General features: G+C 57.3%; 18 protein-coding genes. 8 read left to right on the top strand and 10 right to left on the bottom strand.

Annotated elements, in window-relative coordinates; all coding sequences use genetic code 11:
* Positions 1-2: 2 nt before the first annotated feature.
* Both IEX74_RS18180 and IEX74_RS18185 read right to left on the bottom strand, forming a co-directional pair.
* Positions 3-1,928, bottom strand: a complete 1,926-nt coding sequence (locus tag IEX74_RS18180) for a rhamnogalacturonan lyase (protein ID WP_188815455.1) — start codon at positions 1,926-1,928, stop codon at positions 3-5.
* A gap of 159 nt (positions 1,929-2,087) precedes the next feature.
* Complete coding sequence (locus tag IEX74_RS18185) at positions 2,088-3,659, bottom strand: rhamnogalacturonidase (RefSeq protein WP_188815456.1); 1,572 nt, start codon at positions 3,657-3,659, stop codon at positions 2,088-2,090.
* A 71-nt stretch (positions 3,660-3,730) separates the two neighbouring features.
* Here IEX74_RS18185 and IEX74_RS18190 point away from each other — a divergent pair, with 71 nt between their 5' ends.
* From IEX74_RS18190 to IEX74_RS18205, 4 genes are all read left to right on the top strand, one after another.
* The gene (locus IEX74_RS18190) at positions 3,731-3,913 is read left to right on the top strand and encodes a hypothetical protein (RefSeq protein ID WP_188815457.1); all 183 of its coding nucleotides are present in this window, start codon (positions 3,731-3,733) and stop codon (positions 3,911-3,913) included.
* 30 nt (positions 3,914-3,943) lie between these two features.
* Positions 3,944-4,990 (top strand): acetamidase/formamidase family protein, encoded by a 1,047-nt coding sequence (locus IEX74_RS18195; protein WP_188815458.1) that lies wholly within the window; start codon positions 3,944-3,946, stop codon positions 4,988-4,990.
* A gap of 183 nt (positions 4,991-5,173) precedes the next feature.
* Positions 5,174-7,636, top strand: coding sequence for a M1 family aminopeptidase (locus tag IEX74_RS18200; RefSeq protein ID WP_188815459.1), 2,463 nt, complete (start codon positions 5,174-5,176; stop codon positions 7,634-7,636).
* 197 nt (positions 7,637-7,833) lie between these two features.
* Positions 7,834-8,181, top strand: coding sequence for a hypothetical protein (locus IEX74_RS18205; protein WP_188815460.1), 348 nt, complete (start codon positions 7,834-7,836; stop codon positions 8,179-8,181).
* Positions 8,182-8,290: 109 nt separating this feature from the next.
* On the opposite strand, the gene IEX74_RS18210 is transcribed toward IEX74_RS18205, so the two are convergent.
* Positions 8,291-8,731 (bottom strand): winged helix-turn-helix transcriptional regulator, encoded by a 441-nt coding sequence (locus IEX74_RS18210; protein WP_188815461.1) that lies wholly within the window; start codon positions 8,729-8,731, stop codon positions 8,291-8,293.
* Positions 8,732-8,830: 99 nt separating this feature from the next.
* Here IEX74_RS18210 and IEX74_RS18215 point away from each other — a divergent pair, with 99 nt between their 5' ends.
* The 3 genes from IEX74_RS18215 to IEX74_RS18225 all read left to right on the top strand — a co-directional run bounded on the left by IEX74_RS18215 (position 8,831) and on the right by IEX74_RS18225 (position 13,842).
* Complete coding sequence (locus IEX74_RS18215) at positions 8,831-9,691, top strand: SDR family oxidoreductase (RefSeq protein ID WP_188815462.1); 861 nt, start codon at positions 8,831-8,833, stop codon at positions 9,689-9,691.
* A gap of 488 nt (positions 9,692-10,179) precedes the next feature.
* Positions 10,180-12,810, top strand: a complete 2,631-nt coding sequence (locus IEX74_RS18220; protein WP_188815463.1) for an MGH1-like glycoside hydrolase domain-containing protein — start codon at positions 10,180-10,182, stop codon at positions 12,808-12,810.
* Between the two features lie 249 nt (positions 12,811-13,059).
* Positions 13,060-13,842 (top strand): S1/P1 nuclease, encoded by a 783-nt coding sequence (locus tag IEX74_RS18225; protein ID WP_188815464.1) that lies wholly within the window; start codon positions 13,060-13,062, stop codon positions 13,840-13,842.
* A gap of 75 nt (positions 13,843-13,917) precedes the next feature.
* Here the strand turns inward: IEX74_RS18225 and IEX74_RS18230 are convergent, their stop codons facing one another.
* Positions 13,918-14,115, bottom strand: a complete 198-nt coding sequence (locus IEX74_RS18230) for a hypothetical protein (protein ID WP_188815465.1) — start codon at positions 14,113-14,115, stop codon at positions 13,918-13,920.
* 268 nt (positions 14,116-14,383) lie between these two features.
* Here IEX74_RS18230 and IEX74_RS18235 point away from each other — a divergent pair, with 268 nt between their 5' ends.
* The gene (locus IEX74_RS18235; RefSeq protein ID WP_188815466.1) at positions 14,384-15,091 is read left to right on the top strand and encodes a dienelactone hydrolase family protein; all 708 of its coding nucleotides are present in this window, start codon (positions 14,384-14,386) and stop codon (positions 15,089-15,091) included.
* 85 nt (positions 15,092-15,176) lie between these two features.
* Here IEX74_RS18235 and IEX74_RS18240 read toward each other — a convergent pair whose 3' ends face one another.
* The 6 genes from IEX74_RS18240 to IEX74_RS18265 form a co-directional block, all read right to left on the bottom strand.
* Entirely contained in the window at positions 15,177-15,626 is a 450-nt protein-coding gene (locus tag IEX74_RS18240) for an ankyrin repeat domain-containing protein (RefSeq protein WP_188815467.1), read from the bottom strand.
* 173 nt (positions 15,627-15,799) lie between these two features.
* Entirely contained in the window at positions 15,800-16,390 is a 591-nt protein-coding gene (locus tag IEX74_RS18245; RefSeq protein WP_188815468.1) for a DUF4202 domain-containing protein, read from the bottom strand.
* A 143-nt stretch (positions 16,391-16,533) separates the two neighbouring features.
* On the bottom strand, positions 16,534-17,601 hold the full coding sequence (locus IEX74_RS18250; RefSeq protein ID WP_188815469.1) for a bile acid:sodium symporter family protein: 1,068 nt from the start codon (positions 17,599-17,601) through the stop codon (positions 16,534-16,536).
* Between the two features lie 107 nt (positions 17,602-17,708).
* Positions 17,709-18,008 (bottom strand): DUF3861 domain-containing protein, encoded by a 300-nt coding sequence (locus tag IEX74_RS18255; RefSeq protein WP_188815470.1) that lies wholly within the window; start codon positions 18,006-18,008, stop codon positions 17,709-17,711.
* A gap of 42 nt (positions 18,009-18,050) precedes the next feature.
* Positions 18,051-19,322 carry a PepSY-associated TM helix domain-containing protein gene (locus IEX74_RS18260; protein WP_188815471.1) on the bottom strand — a complete coding sequence of 424 codons (1,272 nt, stop codon included), beginning with the start codon at positions 19,320-19,322 and terminating at the stop codon, positions 18,051-18,053.
* Between the two features lie 113 nt (positions 19,323-19,435).
* On the bottom strand, positions 19,436-22,009 hold the full coding sequence (locus tag IEX74_RS18265; protein WP_188815472.1) for a TonB-dependent receptor: 2,574 nt from the start codon (positions 22,007-22,009) through the stop codon (positions 19,436-19,438).
* Positions 22,010-22,167 lie beyond the last annotated feature (158 nt).

Genomic DNA, 22,167 nt, shown 5'->3' on the forward strand with positions numbered 1-22,167 from the left:
CTTTATGGAAGCGTCTTCGCCCCCGGCAGTACAATTTTCGGCTGTGGGGGCTTTTTCATGCCAGCACCTAGGTAGAAGCCGGGGTGGGGTGGCTGGTTGTAGCTGGTGTTTTGCCAGGCAATGCTGAGCCGGTATTGCGGGTCGTGCATGAGGGTGTAGAAGCGGTGCTCGGTGGGGATGGTGGTGGAGTAGATGCGGAGCTCGTGGCTGTCGGGGGTGCGCCAGATGACTTCCTCGCGCCAGTCACCCAGGATGTCGGCGCTAAGAGTGGGCGTGGCTTTCGTGCCGTTGTTGGCGACGCAGCCTTCGGCGGTGAGCAGGTTGCGGGTCTCGGCTTTGGTCCAATTCCACTTGTCGATGCGGTTTTTGTCGAGCAGCTCGCGGGTGAGGTCACCGTCCCACCACACCAAGAAGTTGGTGGAAGACGGCGTCTTTTCGGTGATGGTTTTGCCGTGCACGTCGCGCAGGCCGCCGGGGCCGCCCCAGTTCTCAAAACCTAGGTGCGTGGGGTCAATTTCGGCCGCTACACCACGCCCAACGTCCACGCCGGGACTTTGACTGAAGAGAATCTTGCCGGTTTTAGCGTCGAACATGGCCACGCCGGGCGTGTTTAGGGCGAGCGTTTTCTCCTCGCTTTCGTGAATGCCGAATACCTCCAGACCAGGATGCGTCGGGTCCATATCGGTGAGGTGAATGGCGTCGCCGTGGCGCAGGCCGGTGGTGTAGAGGCCCTGGCCGTTGTCGTCCACCGTCATGGCACCCACGCAGATTTCGTCGCGCCCGTCCTGGTCTACGTCGGCGACGGTGAGGTTGTGGTTGGCCATGCCGGAGTACGGATTGCTGCCATCTTTCGAGTCGAAGATCCAGCGCTGGGTGAACTTGCCCTGGCGCCAATCCCAGGCCGACAACACCGTGCGCCCGTACCAGCCGCGCACAAACACCACGCTCGGATGCACGCCATCGAGGTAGGCCACGCAGGCGGTGAAGCGGTCGGGGCGGCCACCGTTGACGTCGTTGCCGCCATTACCCCCGATACCGCCCCAGCCATCGAGCGGGTAGCGGGTGGGCGTGTAGGGCTGAGAAGCCAGGGCCGCACCAGTCAAGCCATCGAACACGGTGAGGTACTCCGGGCCGTCCACGATTTTGCCGTACTTCGGGTCAGTAGCAGAAGCTAGGGTACGCCAATCTTTGTTGGCGTCGCCGATAGGTTTGCCAACGCCGTCGGCAGTGCCATCAGCCGTTTTGCAAACCAGCTCAGCCCGGCCGTCGCCATCGAGGTCATACACCATGAACTGCGTGTAAGCCGCGCCCGAACGGATGTTCTTACCTAGGTTAATACGCCATAACCGCTTGCCTGCCAAGGTGTACGCATCCAGAAACGTCGGGCCAGTAACGCCGGGCTGCGGTGGGTTTTTGCCATTTGATGGGTCCCATTTTAGAATGATTTCGTACTCGCCGTCGCCATCCAGGTCGCCCACGCTGGCGTCGTTGGCGCTGTAGGTGTAGGCGCTACCTAGCTCCTCGCCGGGTGGCGGCACCTGAAGCGGTACGGAGAGGTAAGGCCGCGCCGGCGTATTGGCCGCTAAGGTAAAAGCGGCGCTGGCAGCTTGCTCGGTGCCTTTCAAAACAGGCTTCACGAAGTACGACCTAGGTTCGCTGGCGCTGGCCTTCGTGTCGAAAAAACCAGTGCTCTTCGTGAGCGGCGTGTTATTCAGCTTAACCGGCGCTTGGCTGCCCGTCTTGCGGTACAAGTTGAAAGCAACATCCTCTGGATCAGTACCAAGCAACCGCCAACTGACAAACGTTGAATCGCGCCCTTTCTGAACGGCTATTACGCCTCGACCTAGGTTCTCCATCTGCCGCTGCGCGAAAGTTGGTTGGCTGGCAGAAGCTAGGAGGGTAGCAGCGGAAAGTATAAAGCGTTTCATGAAAGCAGATTGAGAGGAAGTTTTTCCTGATTTAAAGAAAAGAGTACGTCATGCTGAGCTTGCCGAAGCATCTCTACCATATTGCTAACTTCTAATGTCAGCAATGAAGCGGTAGAGATGCTTCGGCAAGCTCAGCATGACGTTCTGAAATATTGCTGATTACAGCTCCGTGTGCGTAGCTTTCTTCACCTTCTTATCCTTCACCGACGTAGACCGCAGCACGCTGAAATCTTCCACCTGATCAAGCACATAGCTAGGTACACCCGCGGCCTTCTTTGTCTTGATGGATTCGAAATCAATCTGTTGCACATCGTTCAGCATGATGGCGGGACGCTGGTCGGGCGTGATGGGGGTGAGGTCGACGTTGCGCACGGTCACGTTTTTGGCGTGGCGAATGAAGAAGCCGTAAGCCGGCAACTCGCCGAACATAACCGGGTCTGGATAGTCTTTCTCCGCTTCGGGCACCTTGAGCTTGGCTTGCGCCGCCGTGCCGCCGCCTGCGTAGTAGATCTTGATATTGCTCAAACTCACGTCCTCAATCGGGTGGCCGGGGATGCCGCTGATGATGGACGCGTACCGAGGGTCGGCGTTGTACACCACGACGTTGCTGATGTTGATGCGGCGCAACGCACCGACCGGCGTACCAGCCGGGCCGCGCATTCGGGCACCTAGGCGCAGGAAAATGGGCGAGCTGGAAAGGTCGCGCATGGTGAGGTTCGTCACGCTGACATCTTCGAGAATGCCGCCATCCACGGTTTCCAAGGCCAGGCCGCGGCAGAACTCGAACACGCAGTTGGAGATGGTCACGTTCTTGAAGCCGCCGTTCGACTCAGTGCCGAACTTGATGCGGCCGGTCACACCGTCGTGGTCGGGCACGAGGTCGGCCTCTTTGCGCTCGTAAGTGCCTTTCAGCAGTGTGCCGCGGTCGTAGCCGCTCACCTGGCAGTTCGTGATGGTCACGTTTTCGGTGGCGCGGGCATAGCCTAGGCCGTAAGAGCTTTTGAGGCAAATGGCATCGTCGAAGGGCGAGTTCACGGTGCAGTTCGACACGCGCACGTTGCGGCAGCAGTCAATATCAAGGCCGTCGCGGTTGGTGTCGATGCGTAGGTTGTCGATGGTCATGTTGTCGACTCCGGTGGCGAGCAGCACGAAGTGGCCGCCATAGAGCACCGTAAAATCGCGCAGCAACACGTTGCGACACAGCTTTAAAGCAATGGTTTTGTTGCCAATGCCGGGCTTGTTGGGCTTCTCGCGCGTCAGGCCCTTGGTGCCGTCGATCATGCCCGGACCTAAGATGGACACGTTTTCCAGGTTCTCGCCCCAGATCAGGCTGTTGTGCCAGTGGCTGTGGCCGAAATCCTGGTATTGGTCCGAAGCGTTGGGCTCGGCCAGGTCGTAGAGGCCCTGACCTAGATTGGGGTCGGCGGCCAGGAGGGTAGCGCCTTGCTCTAAGTAGATGCAAATGTTGCTTTTAAGCCGAATGGAGAACGAAGGATAGGTGCCGGCCGGGAAGTATACCTGCCCACCGCCAGCCGCGGACGCAGCTTCGATGGCGCGGTTGATGGCTGGCGTATCAATGGTTTTTCCGTCGCCCACGGCTCCGTAGGCTTTGATATTGTAGACGGTGGTGGGCGGGGTTTTTAGCGTTTGGGCGGAGAGGCTGGGGGCAAAGCAAAAAAAGCTCAGCAACAGCCAAAGCCTGCAAGGCGAGTAGTTTTTAGAAAGGCTCATTATGTGGTAAGGTGTAGCACAACCGCGTGAGTGGAAAAGCTAGGTTGTGCGTCAATATTAAACGGCTAGGCTTGAACGGGTCTACTGTACTGTGCTGGACTACTGTAGGAACGCGCCGCGCCACGGCGCGTTCGGCACCCGCGCCAACCGAGCCGCCTGAGCGACCTAGGTTAGCGGTGCTGTTTCGTTCAACGATTGAACGCGCCGTGGCGCGTTCCTACAAGCAACGCTACGACCGATCCTCCTGTCTGTAGCTTGATAACGCAAGCTCATCAACCTCCCGCATGAAAAACCGCTACCTGCCGAAAACGACATTCCTGGTTTTAAGCACCTTCGCGCTCCTGACCACCGGCGCGCACGCCCAGCCAAGCAAACCAACCACGCACCAGCTAAAAGTGACGCCTAGCACCGTTGCCTGGGGCTACTACGATGCGGCCGCCAAGCCCGTACTGCGCATCAAATCCGGCGATGCCGTCGACGTGGAAACGCTTATTACCAACAGCCCCACGCGCCTGGAAGGAGCCGGCGTGAAGCCCGAAGACGTCGAGCAGTCGTTGCGCGACATTTACAAAGATGTAACCAACAAAGGCCCCGGCGGCCACATCCTCACCGGCCCGATCTACATCGAAGGCGCGGAGCCGGGCGACGTGCTGGAGGTGCGCATTAGAAAAATCGACCTAGCTATTCCCTATGCTTACAACGCGTTCGGCCCCACCAGCGGCTTCATTCCCGAAGACTTTGGCTACGCCAAAATGAAGATCATTCCGCTGGATAAGAAGAAGAACGTGGCCCATTTCTCACCGGGTATCGACATTCCGTTGCGGCCATTTTTCGGCAGCATGGGCGTGGCGCCACCGCCGGCGTCGGGCCGTGTCAACAGCGCGCCTCCCGGCATTCACGCCGGCAACCTCGATAACAAAGAGCTGGTAGCCGGCACCACGCTCTACATTCCGGTGCACGTGCCGGGCGCCTTGTTTGAAGTAGGCGACGGACACGCCGGCCAAGGCAACGGCGAAGTGGATATCACCGCTTTGGAAACCTCACTGCGCGGCACGCTGGAGTTCATCGTGCGCAAAGACATGCACCTGACCTGGCCCCGCGCCGAAACGCCCACCGCCTACATCTCAATGGGCATCGACGAGGACCTGACGAAAGCGGCCAAGATAGCAGTGCGCGAAATGGTGGATTTTCTGATGAAGGAAAAAGGCCTCTCCCACGACGACGCCTACATGCTGGCCAGCGTCGCCGCCGACCTAGATGCTACGCAGGTAGTCGACGGCACCCGCGGCGCCCACATGATTATCCCGAAAAGCATTTTCAAGAAGAAGTAGGAACGCGCCACGGCGCGTTCAATCGTTGAACGACGCGGCACCGCTAACCTAGGTCACTCAGACGTCTCGATTGGCACGAGCGACGAATGCGCCGTGGCGCGTTCCTACAGCGGTAACGCAGCCAGAACGGTGATATCTAGCTTGCTATGTTACCTTGCCGTGCCAATTGGCTCGCCATATTCCATGAAGAAACTCTGTCTGCTCGTTGTTGCTGCCACGATCGGGGCTTCCGCTTTAGCTCAGCAACCTAGCTCTGCGGCTGCCAGCAGCTACCGCGCCACACCTACCAAAGTCAACGCCCTGGTACACACCAAGCTCGAGGTGCGCTTCGACTACGCCAAGCGCTACCTCTACGGCAAAGAGTGGGTGACGCTCAGGCCGCACGGCTACGCTACCGATTCGTTGCGGCTGGATGCCAAAGGTATGGACATCAAAACCGTAGCCTTGGTGCAGAATGACAAGCAGTTGCCGCTCAAGTACGACTACAACCAACAGCAGCTGCTCATCAACCTAGGTCGAGCGGTGAAGGTAGGGGAGAGCTACACGATTTACCTGGAATATACCGCCAAACCTGATGAGTTGAAGGTACAAGGCAGCGCCGCCATTAGCGACGCCAGAGGCTTGTACTTCATCAATCCCGACAGCACCGTGGCCGGTAAGCCGGTGCAGATCTGGACGCAGGGTGAGTCGGAGTCGAACTCGGCGTGGTTTCCGACCATCGACAAGCCCAACCAGAAAACGACTTCCGAAATCAGCATGACCGTGCCCAGCAAGTACGTCACGCTGAGCAACGGCAAACTCGTGTCGCAAACGCCCGCCGGCGCGGGGCTGCGCACCGATACCTGGAAGATGGATCAGCCGCATGCGCCGTATCTGGTGATGATGGCCGTTGGTGACTTCCGCATCACGAAAGACCAGTGGCGCGGCAAGGAAGTGAGCTACTACCTGGAGCCGCAGTACGCCGCCCAGGCCAAGCAAGTGTTCGGCAAAACACCGCAGATGCTGGAGTTCTTCTCCAAGAAGCTAGGGGTGGAGTTCCCCTGGAATAAGTACTCGCAGATTGTGGTGCGTGACTACGTGAGCGGCGCCATGGAAAACACCACGGCCTCGCTGTTCGGCGAGCAGGCCCAGGGCACCGCCCGCGAGCTGCTCGATTGGGAGTACGCCGGCGTGGAGCGCGAAATTGCCCACGAGCTGTTCCACCATTGGTTTGGCGACTACGTGAGCTGCGAAAGCTGGAGTAACCTGACCGTAAATGAGTCGTTCGCCAACTTCTGCGAAACCATCTGGGCCGAACACGCTTACGGCACCGACGCCGCCGAAGCGCAAGGCTACCGCAGCCTGTCGACGTACTTCCGCAACCCCGCCAACTTCACCAAGCCGCTCGTGCGGTTTCAATACGCCGACAAGGAGGACATGTTCGACGCCGTGACTTATCAGAAAGGCGGCAACATTCTGAACATGCTGCGGGTGTACCTAGGTAACGAGGTGTTCTTCAAAGGCCTAAACTTGTACCTGCGGCAGAATGCCTTTGGCAACGGCGAAGCCCAGCAGCTGCGCCTGGCGCTGGAAGAAGCTTCAGGCCAAGACCTGAACTGGTTTTTCAACCAGTGGTACTACCGCGCCGGCCACCCCATTGTCACCATTGACTACCGCTGGGATGCCGCGCGTAAAATGGAAGAAGTAACCATCAAGCAAACCCAAGCAGGTCAACCGTTTACCTTGCCTTTAAAGGTAGATGTGTACGTGAACGGCAAACCCGAGCGCCACGCCGTGTGGCTGCGCGAGGCCGTAACAACGCTCCAGCTTCCTGCCGCCGCCAAGCCCGATCTGGTGAACGTCGACGCCGAGAAAGTGCTGGTTTGGCAGAAAACCGACAACAAGACCCTGGCCGAGTACGCCTACCAGTACGCCCACGCCCCGCGCTACCTCGACCGACTCGAAGCCTTGAAGGCGAGCAAGGAAAAGCAAACCGACAAGCTAGCTCGCCAAACCATAGTGGCTGGCCTCAGCGACAAGTTTTTCAACATTCGCGTCGCCGCCATCGAAAACCTGGATGTGAAGAACAGCGCCACCCGTAAAGCCGCTGCGCCCACGTTGCAAAAGCTAGCTTTGGCGGATTCGTCGGTGAAAGTGCAGGCGGAAGCGCTAAAAGCGCTGGCTGAGTACAGGAGCAAGCGCTACGAAAAGGTGTTCGCGCAAGCCTTGCGGAGCCAATCGTACGCGGTGCAGGGCGCAGGGCTGGAAGGTCTGGCTGCTATTGACCGGAAGGAAGCGCTGGCCCAAGCCAACGCCCTCGAAGCTGATAGCAAAGGCGCACTTATTCAAGCAATTGTGGGGGTTTATGGGCAGAGTGGCGAAGTCAGCAAGTGGCCCTTTGTACTGGCTCGGTTTGATGCCGGCAGCCCAAACGACCGCTTCAACATGCTGCCAGGTTTCAGTGCCTTGCTAGGTCGGGTGCAGGACCCGGAGGCGTTTGCCCAAGGCGTGCGTCGCATCAAAGACATGGCCGTGAAATACAAGCCATACGGCATAGATAAGCAGCTGCTGCCGCTGCTGGAATCCTTGAAATCGGACAAAGCAGGCAATGCCGCCGCGCAGCAAGTGGTAGAGCAAGCCATGAACGAGATACAGGCGGCGAAGTAGGCAAGAAGGATAAAGTATTAATAGGATTATCGTAATATTGTAGCGTAGATTATTTCACCCTTTTACTTTAAAAATAACTTGTGAAAAAAGTTATATTCTTCTTAGCAGCAGGCTTGTTGCCTGTGTGCGCATCTGCTCAGGCATCTGTTGTCGCAATTACTCGTTTTGCCGGAAATGGTATTACGATAGCCTCGCGTATGCACAACTCAAAAGCTAGGTCGGCTAAACCAGATGCCACGGTGACGCACTTTCGGGCCGGCAACAAGTCCATCCCGCAGAAGCGCACGCCCGAAAATGAAATTCGCGGCCGAGCAGCCGAAGACATCAAAACGCTGGAAGGCTTCCTGGCGGCTGCGCAAACGGCCTATATCCGACCCGAGGAAAAGAACGTGTGCCCCGATCCTTCGTTGGCGCAAGCGCTCATCAACAATATCAAGAAGTTACAGCCTTCGTGGAGTGTGATTCCTTACCAGCAGGAGCTAGGTTTTTACATACAGGAGCAAAAGCGGCGGCAACAGCCCGATCCAGCTACCGTCACGCCGTAAGGTTGCTTCCCAGCTTGGAAAATAAAATAGCCCAGGGCTTCCGCTCTGGGCTATTTTATGCATGACACATGCGTTCTATTAAGTTCGTAATGATCTTAAAGACAATAACTTAATTTTCCACTTCCACCTTCTCCCTGGCTGCAAACGTCTTGCGGGCTTGCGCAATGGCGGGCGCGTGCTGGCTGGCCCAGTTGCCAAACTCAATAACAGCTCCCAGCAAACCATGACCTAGCTCCGTCAGGCGATACTCCACGCGGGGCGGCACCTCGGCGTACACGGTGCGCGTCACGAGGCCGTCTGCTTCCAGCGCGCGCAGCGTCACGGTCAGCATTCGTTGGGAAATGCCGTCGATGCGCTTACGCAACTCATTGAACCGCAGGCTGCCGTCGCTACCTAGGTGCAGGATAGAAAACAACGACCACTTGTCGCCGACGCGGTCCAGAATGTCGCGCACGGGGCAGAGGCCGGGGCCGCTTTCCGGGATGGCGAGGATTTTCTGCGCGGCGGCCGCAATTTTATCTACTTGATTATCAGCGTTAGTTACGTACATGTGCCTTAGGAAGAGAAACATGCCTTCTTGTGCCGGGCACGGGCGGCAAATACCTTTGAGTTACTAAAAGTAACCATTGAAACTTAACCATCCAAGCACATGCTAGCTATTACCGGTGCCACCGGCCACCTTGGCCGCGCTACCATCGAGGCCCTGCTGCCCAAAGTTGCTCCCGATCAGATCGTTGCGCTCGTGCGCGACCCGCAGAAAGCCGCCGACTTCAGTCGGCAAGGTGTGCAGGTGCGCCAAGGCGACTACAACGACCTAGCTTCACTAACGGCCGCTTTCCAAGGTGTTGATACCGTATTGCTCATCTCGGGCGACGACCTGGCGGCTCGCACGCAGCAGCACAAAAACGTGATTGACGCCGCCAAGCAGGCCGGCGCAAAGCACATCATCTACACCAGCGTGGTGAAGCCTTCGCGCACGTCGCACTTCCCCGCCTCGCCCAGCCACGTCGATACGGAAGAATATCTGCTGGCTTCGAGCCTGACGTACACGCTGTTCCGCAATGCGCTCTACCTCGATTTTGTGCCGATGATCGTGGGGCAGGATGCGGTGGAAAGCGGCAAAATCTACTCGGCCGCCGGCGACGGCAAGGTGAGCTACGCGCTCCGCACCGATATTGCCGCGGCGCTAGCGAATGTGCTGACTTCAGCCGGGCACGAAAACCAGACCTACGACATCAGCCTCGGTACTGCATATTCCATTCAGGATGTGGCAACTGCGCTGAGCGAAGTAACAGGCAAAACCATTGAGTACGTGCCGATTTCGAGCGACGACATGGCCGCCGGTATGCGCCAGCACCAAGTGCCCGAGCCGGTCGTGTCGATGATGGTGGGCATGACCGAAGCCATGAAGCAGAACGAGTTCAATGTACCTAGCTCCAATTTGGAGAAGCTGCTCGGCCATAAACCAACCGATCTGAAGCCGTTCCTGACCAGCGTGTACGGGAAGTAAGCCTAGCTGTCATTCCGAGAAAAGCGAGGAAGCTGGGTTTAGCCACCTAGGTTCATTACTCAGATTCCTCGCTTCTCTCGGAATAACAATACCGAGCCCCAGCGGGACGACACCATCGTTTCGGCGACCGGTGTCGTCCCGCTGGGGCTCAGTTCGTTTGTTCCGAGGCGGAGTTTGCTACTTGACGCTCTTGTTTTTATAAAAATCTTAGGATGAGGTAGTAGCTTTTAAAGGAGGTTGCCGCTACGTGCCGGAAGCCGCAAACGCTCGGTAGAAATAATTAACCCTACCTTCACATAGCCGTATTGGCAAACCAAAAACGGCCTGGAAACTACTGCTGAGCTTGCTTTCAGCCTGAATAGCTCGCAAAATCGAACCGACGAAATACAGGCAGCAACCTAGCCTGGCTTCCGTGCTTTACCAGCTCACGAGTCCGGATGCTAGCTGCTCAGGCTAGTTTCCGGACTGCGCGTCCCCACCTACGTTGCATGACACAAGAACAACTACGCTTAGCTGAAACCAAGACCAAAGAAATAAACTGGCAGCGCTTTGGGCCTTATCTCACCGAGCGCCAATGGGGTACCGTGCGCGAAGACTATAGCGCCAACGGCGACGCCTGGAACTACGTGACCCACGAAGCAGCGCGCAGCTATGCCTACCGCTGGGGCGAAGAAGGCATCGGCGGCATCTGCGACCATCGGCAGCTGCTGTGCTTTTCGGTGGCGCTCTGGAACGGGCAGGATCGAATTCTGAAAGAGCGCCTGTTTGGCCTGACCAACAACCAGGGCAACCACGGCGAAGACGTGAAGGAGTGCTACTACTACCTCGACAGCACGCCCACGCACTCCTACATGAAGATGCTCTACAAGTATCCGCAGCGGGAGTTTCCCTACGTGCAGGTGCGCGATGAGAACCTGCGGCGCACCCGCCAGGAGCCGGAGTTTGAGCTGATGGATACGGGTATCTTCGACGATGGCCGCTACTTTGACGTGTTCATTGAGTACGCCAAAGCTGGCCCCGAGGATATTCTGATCAAGATAACGACGCACAACCGTGGCCCGGAAGAAGCGGCCGTGCATGTGCTGCCGCAGCTCTGGTTTCGCAACACCTGGGCCTGGGGCTACGACAGCTACCGCCCGCAGCTCAGCGCGCCCATGCCCGGCATGGTGCAGATTGACGAGCGGGAGCTAGGTCGCTACCATCTCTACTGCGACCAGGCGCCCGACCTGCTTTTTTGCGACAATGACACCAACGGCCCCAAGCTCTACGGCCTCGACCCGGACAGCCATTATTTCAAAGATGGCATCAATGATTACCTCATAGAAGGTAATACGGAAGCCCTCAACCCCGAGCAGCAAGGCACAAAAGCCGCCGCACATTACCCGCTAACAGTGGCGGCAGGCGGCTCCCAGACGGTGTGCCTGCGGCTAAGTAAGGAAGCTCATTTTCAGCCCTTCGCGGATTTTGATGCGCTGTTTGACCAGCGCTTGCAGGAGGCCGACGAGTTCTATGGGTGCATTCAGCAGGAGATAGAAGATGCCGACGCGCGCAACATTCAGCGGCAGGCGTTTGCGGGCATGATGTGGAGCAAGCAGTTCTACTACTACGACGTGTCGCAGTGGCTCGACGGCGACCCGGCCGTGCTGAACCCGCCGCCGCAGCGCCTGAAAGGCCGCAACAGCAACTGGCGCCACCTCTACAACGCCGACATCATCTCGATGCCTGACAAGTGGGAGTACCCCTGGTACGCAGCCTGGGACCTAGCTTTCCACTGCATCTCACTGGCGATGATCGACTCGCAGTTTGCCAAAAGCCAGCTGCGCCTGCTCACCCGCGACTGGTACATGCACCCCAACGGCCAATTGCCGGCCTACGAGTGGGCCCTCGGCGACGTGAACCCGCCTGTCCACGCATGGGCCACCTGGCGCGTGTATCAGATGGACCAGAAGCTCAACGGCGGCCAGGGCGATACGGCTTTTCTGGAATCGGTATTCCACCGGCTTACCCTCAACTTTACGTGGTGGGTGAACCGCAAAGACCGCCACGACCACAACATCTTCGAAGGCGGCTTCCTAGGTTTGGATAATATCGGGGTGTTCGACCGCTCGGCACCGCTGCCCACGGGCGGCTACATCGAGCAGGCCGACGGCACTTCTTGGATGGCCATGTACGCGCTGAATCTGATGCGCATGGCCCTGGAGCTAGCCAAAACCAGCCCCGTGTACCAGGATATTGCCAGCAAGTTCTTCGAGCACTTCCTCTACATCGCCGAGGCCATGACCAAGGTCGGCGACGAAGCTTTCAACCTTTGGGATGAGGAAGATGAGTTCTTCTACGACGTGCTGCACACGCCTGACGATCAGCGGGTAAAGCTGAAGGTGCGCTCCATCGTCGGGCTGATTCCGCTGTTTGCGGTGGAAGTGCTGGATGAGGAATTGCTGGAATCCATGCCCGACTTTAACCGCCGACTGAAGTGGTTTCTCGAAAACCGCCCGCACTTAGCCGAGCTGGTATCGAGGTGGCAAGACCCAGGCAAAGGCGAGCGGCACCTGCTCTCGCTGCTGCGCGGCCACCGCATGAAAAAGCTGCTTCAGCGCATGCTCGACGAAACCGAATTCTTGTCTGATTACGGCATTCGGGCGTTGTCGCGCAGCCACCTGAACAACCCCTATGTGTACCGTACCCTGGAAGCCGACTTCACGGTGAAGTATGTGCCGGGCGAGTCGGAGTCGAGCTTGTTTGGGGGAAATAGCAACTGGCGCGGCCCCATCTGGTTTCCGATTAACTACTTGCTAATCGAGTCATTACAGCGTTTTTACTTCTACTACGACGACTCTTTCCAGGTGGAATACCCCACGGGCTCCGGTGAAATGTATTCGCTGAAAGAAGTGGCAAATGCGCTGTCGGAGCGACTCACGCGGCTGTTCTTGCGCAATGAAGAAGGCGTACGCCCGGCCATGGGCGACAACCCGCTTCTGCAACACGACCCGCATTTCCGTGACTACCTCTGGTTTCACGAGTATTTCCACGGCGAAACTGGCTACGGCCTGGGCGCCATTCATCAAACCGGTTGGACGGGCCTCATTGCCAAGCTATTACAGCCCAACGGCCATGAGTAACTACGTATAAAGAGCTAAAAAGCTAGGTAGGTAAGCTAACGCTAGAAAAGTCGTTGTCATCCTGCCGAAGGAAGGACCTCATCCTGCATAAGCAAGTCGTTGGTATGTCTGACGTTCACGCGTGATAAGGTCCTTCCTTCGGCAGGATGACAACAAGGGAGGTGCGCTTTTTAACCTTCTCGCTTTTAGCTCCTAGGTTATAGCCCTAGCTTTACCCGAATTTTTGTTGCTCTTTACTAAATCCCTCACATGCTCAGAAAATACTGCGCGCTGTTTCTGTTGGCGCTGCTGCCTTTTAGCCTGCGGGCCTGGGGCGTAATGGGTCACCGCACCGTGGCCAAGATTGCCGAGAACCACCTGAAGAAGAAGACCAAACGGCAGATTGCCGCGCTGCTGGGCACCGAAACCGTGCCACTGGTAAGCACCTGGGCCGACGAAGCCCGCTACTCGCCGGAGTACAAAGAGACAGGCCCGTGGCATTTCGTTAATCTGCCGGACGGCCTAGGTTACGAGCAGTTTGCCACCCAGCTCAAGGCCATGACTATCCCGAATGCCTACCTAGCCTTGCAGCAGAATATCCAGATCGTGAAAGACCACACCAAGTCGAAAGACGAGCGAGTGGTGGCGCTTAAGTTCGTCATTCACATCGTGGGCGATGTGCACCAGCCCATGCACATAAGCCGGGCCGAAGACCAGGGCGGCAACAAGATACCCGTCAAATACCAGGGCAAGGACAGCAACCTGCACAGCCTCTGGGATTCGGGCTTGGTTGAATACCAAGGCTTTACTTATAGCGAGATGGCCCAGGCCTACGACCACATCAGCGCTAACCAGATTCAGCAGTGGCAAGCCGCCGATCCGGTGCAGTGGCTGTTCGAGTCGTACCAGATCAGCCAGCAACTTTACGCAGAAGCCGGCAAAAGCACCGATTTCGACTTTCGCTACAACCCCGCACACTTGCCCACCGTGGAGGAGCGCATCACGCAGGCTGGCATCCGCCTGGCTGCCGTACTGAACACTATTTTCAGCTAAACGCGTAGCAAACACAAAAGCTAGGTTACACTCCGCCGTTCCCTCAGAAAGAGCGGCGGAGCTGTTTTAGGCCGGTCACTTTTTGCGGTTTTGTACCATGATTACGGACTCGCCTTTGCCAACAGTGTCGACTTTAGAAGCTTGCCGCTGTTCCGGTGTTTCGGTGTGAGCCGTATGCTCCCAGGTGGCCCAGAAGAGCGCTAGAATTGCCATCACCGCCATCAACACATAGATGACCCGATTCTGCCGTGGAATGATCTCGCTCTGTTTCATTGTCGTACGAGGCTAAGTATTTTTCCTAACGGGTACAAGGCATTGAGGTTATTGCACTTTCGGAAAACAAGCGGGCAAAGTCAGGACCTAGGGTCAGGTTCTTCGCTGCCGCGCTTGGTGGTTAAGTTATCCGCAACTCAAAACAGAGAGCAGGAGTTTAGGTTTACAGCTGACAAGCGCGAACCGAAGGGGCTAGCTCAGTTCCCTTATAGTGACTTGTGACAAAAAACCGCACATAACAACCAACCCCTCAGTACCTAACTCAACTATGAGCTATCCTAATGCTGTGTCGCTACAAGTTAGCGATGGGACCGAAATGCAAGCCTATACGGCTGTTCCGCGCATTGGCGGTCCGTTTCCAGGTATTATTCTGCTTCAGGAAGCCTTTGGCGTCAATCACCACATTCGTAGCATCGCCGACCGGCTGGCTGAGGATGGCTACGTGGTAGTTGCTCCCGAGCTGTTTCACCGCACCGCCGCGCCCGGCACCGAAATTTCGTACTCCGACTTCGCCAGCGCCGCGCCGCACTACCAAGCCATCAAGCCTGAGGGTTTAACTGCTGATTTGCAAGCTGCTCACGCGTGGCTGCTGAACCATGCCGGCGTGATTACCGACAAAATTGGCAGCATTGGCTTCTGCCTGGGTGGGCGTGTGTCATTTCTGGCAAATGCGGTGCTGCCACTGGCCGCGGCAGTTTCGTATTACGGCGGGGGCACGTACCTGCTGAAAGATCGGGCCTCGGAGCTGCACGCCCCGCATCTTTTCTTCTGGGGCGGGCAGGATAAGCACATTCCGCAGACGCAGGTAGCAGAGATAACACAGGCCCTGGATGCGGCCGGCAAACCTTACATCAACACCGTCATTTCCTACGCCGACCACGGCTTCCATTGCGACGAGCGCCCCAGCTACAACCCCGCCGCTGCTCAGGAAGCCTGGGCCTTGACGCTGGCTTTCTTCACCGAAAAGCTGCGCTAACCTAGGTCATTGGAACGCTAAAAAACAAAAGAGCGTCAGGCTAGCATAGCCTGACGCTCTTTTTACGCGGCAACATTACCGTTTGCTACATCTTCTGCTGGAGCAGAGCTACGACGTCTTGCTTACCTGCTTCTTTTGCCAAGGTTAGGGCATCTTTGCCGTCGTCATCCTTGGCCTTTGCGTCGGCGCCGCTGGCGAGCAGCAGTTCCACAATGGCCTTGTGGCCTTTGCCAGCCGCTGCCATCAGCGCCGTAGCTTTGAAGGCATCGGGCTGGTTTACCTGCGCTTTATGCTTGAGCAGGAGCTTTACCACCTCAATATTGCCGCCACCGGCGGCGGTAATCAGGTAGGTAGTCGGAACGCCAGGGACAATTTCGATAGCCGCATTAGGATTAGCACCCGCCGCCAGCAACGGAGCCGCCGCCGCAGCGTTATTTTTCATGATAGCCGCGAACAGCTCCTTGTTTTGGCCCTGCGCCCGGCTGGACAGCGCCAAGCACAAAAGAGCAGCGGTCAATAATATACCTTTCTTCATCTTATAAGAATAAGTCAAATTTCGGGCGAAGTTAAACACAAATGTGAGAACCTGAGTTCTTTATTATGTTCAACTTGTAAACAATAGTCCAAATTGCAGGAGCAAGTTGCAGAGACCAGCTCAGCACCTGAAAGTGTGGGTTGCTTATTAATTAGTCGTTATTATTCTCAAACCTAGCTTAACGCCTTGGCAACCAACGTTCGCGCAAACGGTGGTAAGTTCAATTGCAAGGCTAGATGATGGCCGTGTGGCGTCATCTTGCGCCAGGTCTTTTGTACAATATCTATTACTTTCTCCTCCGGATATTGCTTGGCGAAATCGAGAAAGTAGTATTCCAAAAAAACTAGGCAGATAACGTCTTCCAGCAGCTGCATTTCGGGGTCGGTTTTGAGCTGCTGCTTTTGCAGGAGCTGCTGCACGCGCTGGATGAGGTCGGGTGCGTAGCCCACAGCCTCCAAAATCTGGCCGGCCAGCTCGGCGTGCAGCTTCTTGAGGCTGTTGCGCCATTTGTGATAACCGGCCGTGTCCATCGGAAAGGCATTGCGCGGAATGCTCCAGCGCTGAATGTGCTGACAGCGCGCCGCCAGTTGCAGTGCTTCCGACGCCTCGGGTGCCACGCGGCTCAGACAGGCGCTCATGCGCTGCCCGTACAGCAGCTCCTTTGGAAATGACTGTCCGTCAGCTTTTTCTACATTAGGATCTTCGCTGTTGGCGGCGTCGAATCGTCGGATAGCCTCCTCAAACCTAGCTTGGTCAGTAATCATAGTAGCAAGTGTTTGGGGCAAAGGTAGGTTGTAGCGCGAAGCCTGCGCTTCGCGTGTCGTTGAACGACTGGTACCTAGGTTTTACTAACGTCATCGTTCAACGATGCGCGAAGCGGGAGCTTCGCGCTACATCGTGCTACGACCTAGGTTCCTGTAGTTACAGTAGCCGCTTCCGGGTTGCGCCGACCCTGTGCGCGGGCAATAATGCTGGCAATCAGGATCTGGATGGCGTGATAGAGCATGAGCGGCAGCAGCAAAACGCCGGTAGTTGCCGCGCCAGGAAAGAGCAGGTTGGCCATGACAGTGCCATGCACCAGCGACTTTTTCGAGCCGCAGAAAACAGCCGTGATGCGGTCTTCGGCGCTAAAGCCGAGCAGGCGGCTGAGCAGCGTTACGAGGCCGTAAACCAGGAAGAACAACCCGGCCATGCCCGCGCTCAACGCAAGGATTCCGGCCGCGCTGTATCCTTCAAATACGTGGCGGGCAAAGGACTCGCAAAAGGCCGTGTAGACGATGAGCAGAATCACGAACTGGTCGGAGAGGCGCAGGGCCTTGCTGTGCCGGCCAGCAAATTCGCCCAGGCGGGAGTTGAGCAGCACGCCCGCCACTACTGGCAAAATTACCTGCACCACCAGATCCATGATCAGGCCACCTAGGTTCGCGCCTTCGGTGTTGGTGTGCAGCACCAGGCTCGTCCAGAGCGGCGTGGCCACGATGCCTAACAGGCTGGAAATGCTGGCGTTGAAGATAGCCGCCGGAATGTTGCCCCCCGCAATCGACACCATCACCACCGAGGTGGAAACGGTGGAAGGCAGCGTGGTCAGGAAGAAAATGCTGCTCCAAAGCAGCGGGTTATCTTCGTTATTGAAGAACGGCCGTACGGCCAACGCCAGCAGCGGAAACAACAGAAACGTGGTGAGCTGCACGACCACATGCAGGCGCCAGTTGCGCATCCCTGCCTGTAGCTTTTCCAGACTGAGCCGCAGCCCGTAGAAAAAGAAAATCAGCCCGACGCCAATGGTAGTCAGGCGGTGCCAGGGCACGGGGCTGGCGTAGCTGCCGATGCCAGGTGCCAGGTAAGCCAGCCCGACCACGCCGGCCAGCGCCAGCAGAAACGGATCGAGCCCGACGCGGGCCAGCAAGGTGGTAAAACGGCTTTTAGGAGCGGCCACAGTCGGGGTGGCGGATGTAGTGGAGTCGGCAGTAGGCATGAGCCATCCTACGACGGCAGGCGCGGTGCGGTTGAAAAGCAAACGCGCCGCACAAGGGTTGTAGCTCTCGTGCGGCGCGTTTGCGGGTCAGCAAAGCGGATAGAAATTTACTGCTTGTTCAAGTCTTTCAGCTTCATAATCAGGTCGCGGAAAGGACCGTGGAAGTCAGCGAACAGCGGATTGTCGCGGTAGGCGAGCTGGGCGTTGCTCAACAGCTTGACACCTATGGCAAGAGAGGCCGCATTCTGGGCATCGAGGCCGGAGTTTTGCTGCACCTTTTCCAGAATGTCAAACAGGTTATCGTGGTTGGTGAAGGTATAGGTGAACGGCTCGTGCGGGGTGTGTTCGGCGTTGGCATCCGCCAGGTGCTCCAGCGTGAGGCGGTATTCGTGATTTCGTTTGGCCATTGTAAAAGTACTTGGTAGAAGAGGGTTAGCCCTTGACCTAGGTTATTGCGGCAGCGCCACAGCCAGCTTCTTCTGTTGTTTTTTCTTGCCTTTCTTGAGGCGATTCAACCACAGAAACAAGCCGGTGATGGGGAAGGTTGTGCCCAGCAAACACACGATTACCGCAATAATCTTGGAAGGCAGCCCGAAAATGGCGCCGGTGTGTACGGGCTTGAAGGTGCTGCGCACGCGCATACCTAGGTTGCGGTCGGCGTAGGCTTGCTGCTTAACTATCTCGCCGGAGTGCTGGTCGAGGTAAAGCTCGTCGGAAGCATTTTCGTGAACGGCATCCGGGCTCAGCGTGGCTACCCGGATGGTGGCCGTAGGCTCTTTGGGCAGTTGAATAGCGTACGAAACCGCGTCCGGTACGCGCTGCTTAATCAGGCTATACACTTGGTCGAAGCCGAGCGTAGCGCCGGGCGCCGGGGCAGCGGTGGGAGGCTCGGGGCGCTGCATGGGGGAGTTTGTGACCCAATAAATGCCCTTGTTGAACCACTCAAACGACCACGCCAGTCCCGTGAAGGCAAACACGAACAGGAACAGCGCACTATAAAAACCAAGCACGATGTGGAAGTCGTGGTTGAGACGCTTCCAGCCGGCACCCCACTTCACCGTCAGGCGCTGCTGCATGGCTTTGCGCGTGGCGGGCCACCACAGCACGATGCCGGTAGCCAGGATGACGAGGAAAAACAGCGTGCTCACGCCCACAATCATCTTGCCGACCGCGCTGCCCAGAATGCCCCGGTGCAGGCTGAACATCTTGAAAAAGAACGTGTCGCGGTAGACGTATTGACCCAGCACCGCGCCGGTATAAGGGTTCACGAACACCGTAGGGCCGCCCCGCTCGCCACCACTGCCGCCTTTGCCCTCTTTGCCGCCCGTGCCGCGACCTTCGGCCCGCTGGTGCTCACCTGCACCACTGGCTTGCCCATGTCCTTCGCCACCGGCTGCCCGGCCTTCGCGGCCACCTTCGGCCCCCTTACCGGGGCCACCAGGACCGCCGCCCGCTAGGCTGACTTCTACGCTGCGGGCGGGGTCGGTGTACACTTTCACGCCGGCTACCTTGGCCTTGGGGTCGTTGGTCTGCACTGCCTGCACGAGCTGCTGCAACGGCAGGCGCTGGCTGCCCGGCGCTACGAAGTACCGCTCACGGTGCAGGGCCTGCTCCAGCTCTTTCTCAAACACAAGCACGCCGCCCGTAAAACACACAACGGCAATAACCAGCCCCGAAACCAGGCTGAGATAGAGGTGAATAGTGCGGAAAAATACCTTCATGGGGAAGAGTGACTGAGTGTCTGAGTAACGTGACCTAGGTTTTCGCTGACAACCCACCGAGCAGCAATGTGCCCGGTGGGTTGTCAGAAGGTAATAGAGGTTTCGCTAATTGTCTACAGTTTATAAGACAAAGTAGCCGAGAAGTTGCGCGGCGCGATGGGGTTCACGCTGTTGTCGTCGTGGAGGTTATAGCTCAGCTCGTCGAGGATGTTAGCTAGCTTGAGGCGCACCGAGAAACGCTCGTAGCTGTAGCCCAGCGACGCATCGAACAGCATGTAGTTAGGAATGGAGATAAGCTTGTAGGTATCCGCTGAGGCATTGATAGGCTGACCATTAACGAATGTGCGCGGATTGCGGCCCGCTACTTTGTCGCCTACGTAGTAGCCCGTCACGCCAGCCGTCAGACCACGCAGGAAGGTGTTGTCGTCGAACGAGTTGCTGAAGTTGTAGAACAAGCTCAGGTTAGCGGTATGAGCCGGGTTGTAGCGCAGGCGGCTGCCGTTCTCGTAAATGTTGCTCTTCGTGTAAGCCGTGTTGTTGTAGCTATAGCCCGCAATGAAGGTCCAGCCCAGGTAAGGCTTGCTTTGCACGTCAACTTCCACGCCCTTACTGGTGACCTGGCCAGCCAGTTCCTGTGCACTTGGCAGGTTGGGGTTGTAGTTGGGCGCACCCACCAAAATCGTCTGAACCTGGTTGCTGTTGACGATTTTATAAGCTGTTACGTTGGCCGATAGCAAGCCGTGGAACAGGTCATTCTTGATACCTACTTCGTACTGATCGATCAGGGAAGGCGGCAGAGCATTGCCCTGATTGTCGGTTGAGGTGTTCGACTGGGGCGAGAAGGAGTTGGAGTACGAAGCGAACAGGGAGGTGTTCTTCACCGGCTGGTACACCAGCCCTAGGCGCGGCGAGAAAGCATCATCGTAGCGGCGGTTTTGCTTTACCGTGATGGTCTGCGTGCCGTCGGTTGCTTTCGCGTAGGTATACACGTCGCTGGGCGTCTCTTGGTAGCTCCAACGCAAGCCAACCAGTGCTTTCACTTTATCGCTGAAGCTCAGCAAATCCTGGGCGTAGAACCCGGCGCGGCGCGTGTTGCCCAACGTGCGCTGGTTGTAAGCTAGCTTATCAAAGCCACTGGCGCGGTTGGCCGGAGCCCCTAGCTCTTTGCTGCGGTCCAGAATATTGATCGAGTCGTACGCCTGTGCCGTGTACGACAGGGAGTTAGTATTGTATTGATCGGCATCGGCGCCAACCAACAAGGTATGCCCCAGGAACCCGGTGCGGAAGTTTCCGGTCAGGTCTAGCTCGGCCAGGTAGTAGTTCTCCGCCGTTTTAGAGCGGTTGAGGCTACGCTGCATATCACCATAAAGGCTGGCTTTGGAGTGAGCCGGCGAAACCACGGTAGTACCTCGTCTGATTTCTGGCATGGTGCCGTTGTTGATACCAACAGGCCGCGAGCCACTGCGCTGCTCGTTATCATAGCGCTGGAAGCCGGCTACGCTCCGAATCTGCCAGGTGTCGTTCAGGCGGCTGGTAAGCGTTGCCGTGGCGCTGGTTTGGGTTGTAGCGTTCTTGGCGCCCGGCACGTTCAGGAAGCGGCTACGCGACTCTATGATGTTGTAGTCGATGGCCCCAATGCCAAAGTCGGGCGTGCGGCTGTCGCGCAGGTAGTCGCCTTCCAGCACGAGATTAGTCTTCGGCGTGAGCTTGAACAGCAGGGAAGGATTCACGTACATCCGGTTCGACTGCACCCCATCACGGTAGCTATCGGCGCGCTCGTAGGTGCCATTGAGGCGGTAGGCTACTTTTTCGCTCTGGCCTACAGCGCCGTACACATCAACTATCGGCTTCACCAACCCGAAGCTGCCCGTGCGGAAGCTTACCGAGCCGCCGCGCTCAAACCTAGGTTTCTTGGTCACAAGGTTCAGTACGCCGCCAGGACCTACGTTGCCGTACAGGATAGCCGCGCTGCCTTTCAGCACTTCCATGCTTTCCAAGGAGCTAGCTTCCGGCATCACGCCGTTGTTGAAGCGCACGCCATTCTTAAAGGTGTTGGTGCTGCCGTAAGCAAAGCCACGGCTGCCTAGCTCTTCCTGCGTGCCGCCCGTGGTGCTGGTCACGTAGATGCCGCTTACGTTCACGATGGCGTCGCTCAGACGCAGTACTTGCTGCTGCTCAAGCGTTTCCTGATTCACCGTCACCACACTCTGGGGCAGGTCGAAGGGGCGCACCGGCATCTTGCCCACGCTGGTGGGGCGCTGGTTGATGGTGCGCGTTTCGGTTACGGTTACTTCAGAAAGCTGCTGGGCGCTCTGGGCGAGCTGCATGGTGGGCAGCGTCAGGGTTTCGCCGGCCACTATCGTCACGTTGAACTCCTGCGGTGCTACGCCTAGGTAGCTTACTACTACCACTTGATTGCCAGCCGGTAAAGCCAGTCGGAACCGTCCGTCGGCGCCCGTGTTAGTGCCCAGCGAAGTGCCTTTGATCAGGATGCCGACCTGCTCGGCAGGCTGGCCGTCGTTCGTCGTCACCTTCCCCGCAAGGATGCCCTTGTTCTTGTCCGGTACTTCCGAGTGGTCGATTACGCGCGAAGGCGGAGTAATCATGGCCAACTCGTGCTGGGCCTGAGTGGCCAGCGGCAAACCTAACAGAAGAAGGAAGGGCAGAAGGGGCGTAGAAGACGGCATAGGTTATTTAGACTGCTTAAAAACAATGCAAAAGAACGGTCTATTTAGATTCCTTCAAAATAGGGGGTGTTAATTTTTAAGATTATTTCTAAATAAGCTAAGGCCAATCGATGCTGAGCAACCTAGGTTTGCATAAAAAAAAGCGCCCGGCAGTGCTG

The sequence above is a fragment of the Hymenobacter cavernae genome (genome assembly GCF_014641455.1).
GTDB lineage: Bacteria > Bacteroidota > Bacteroidia > Cytophagales > Hymenobacteraceae > Hymenobacter > Hymenobacter cavernae.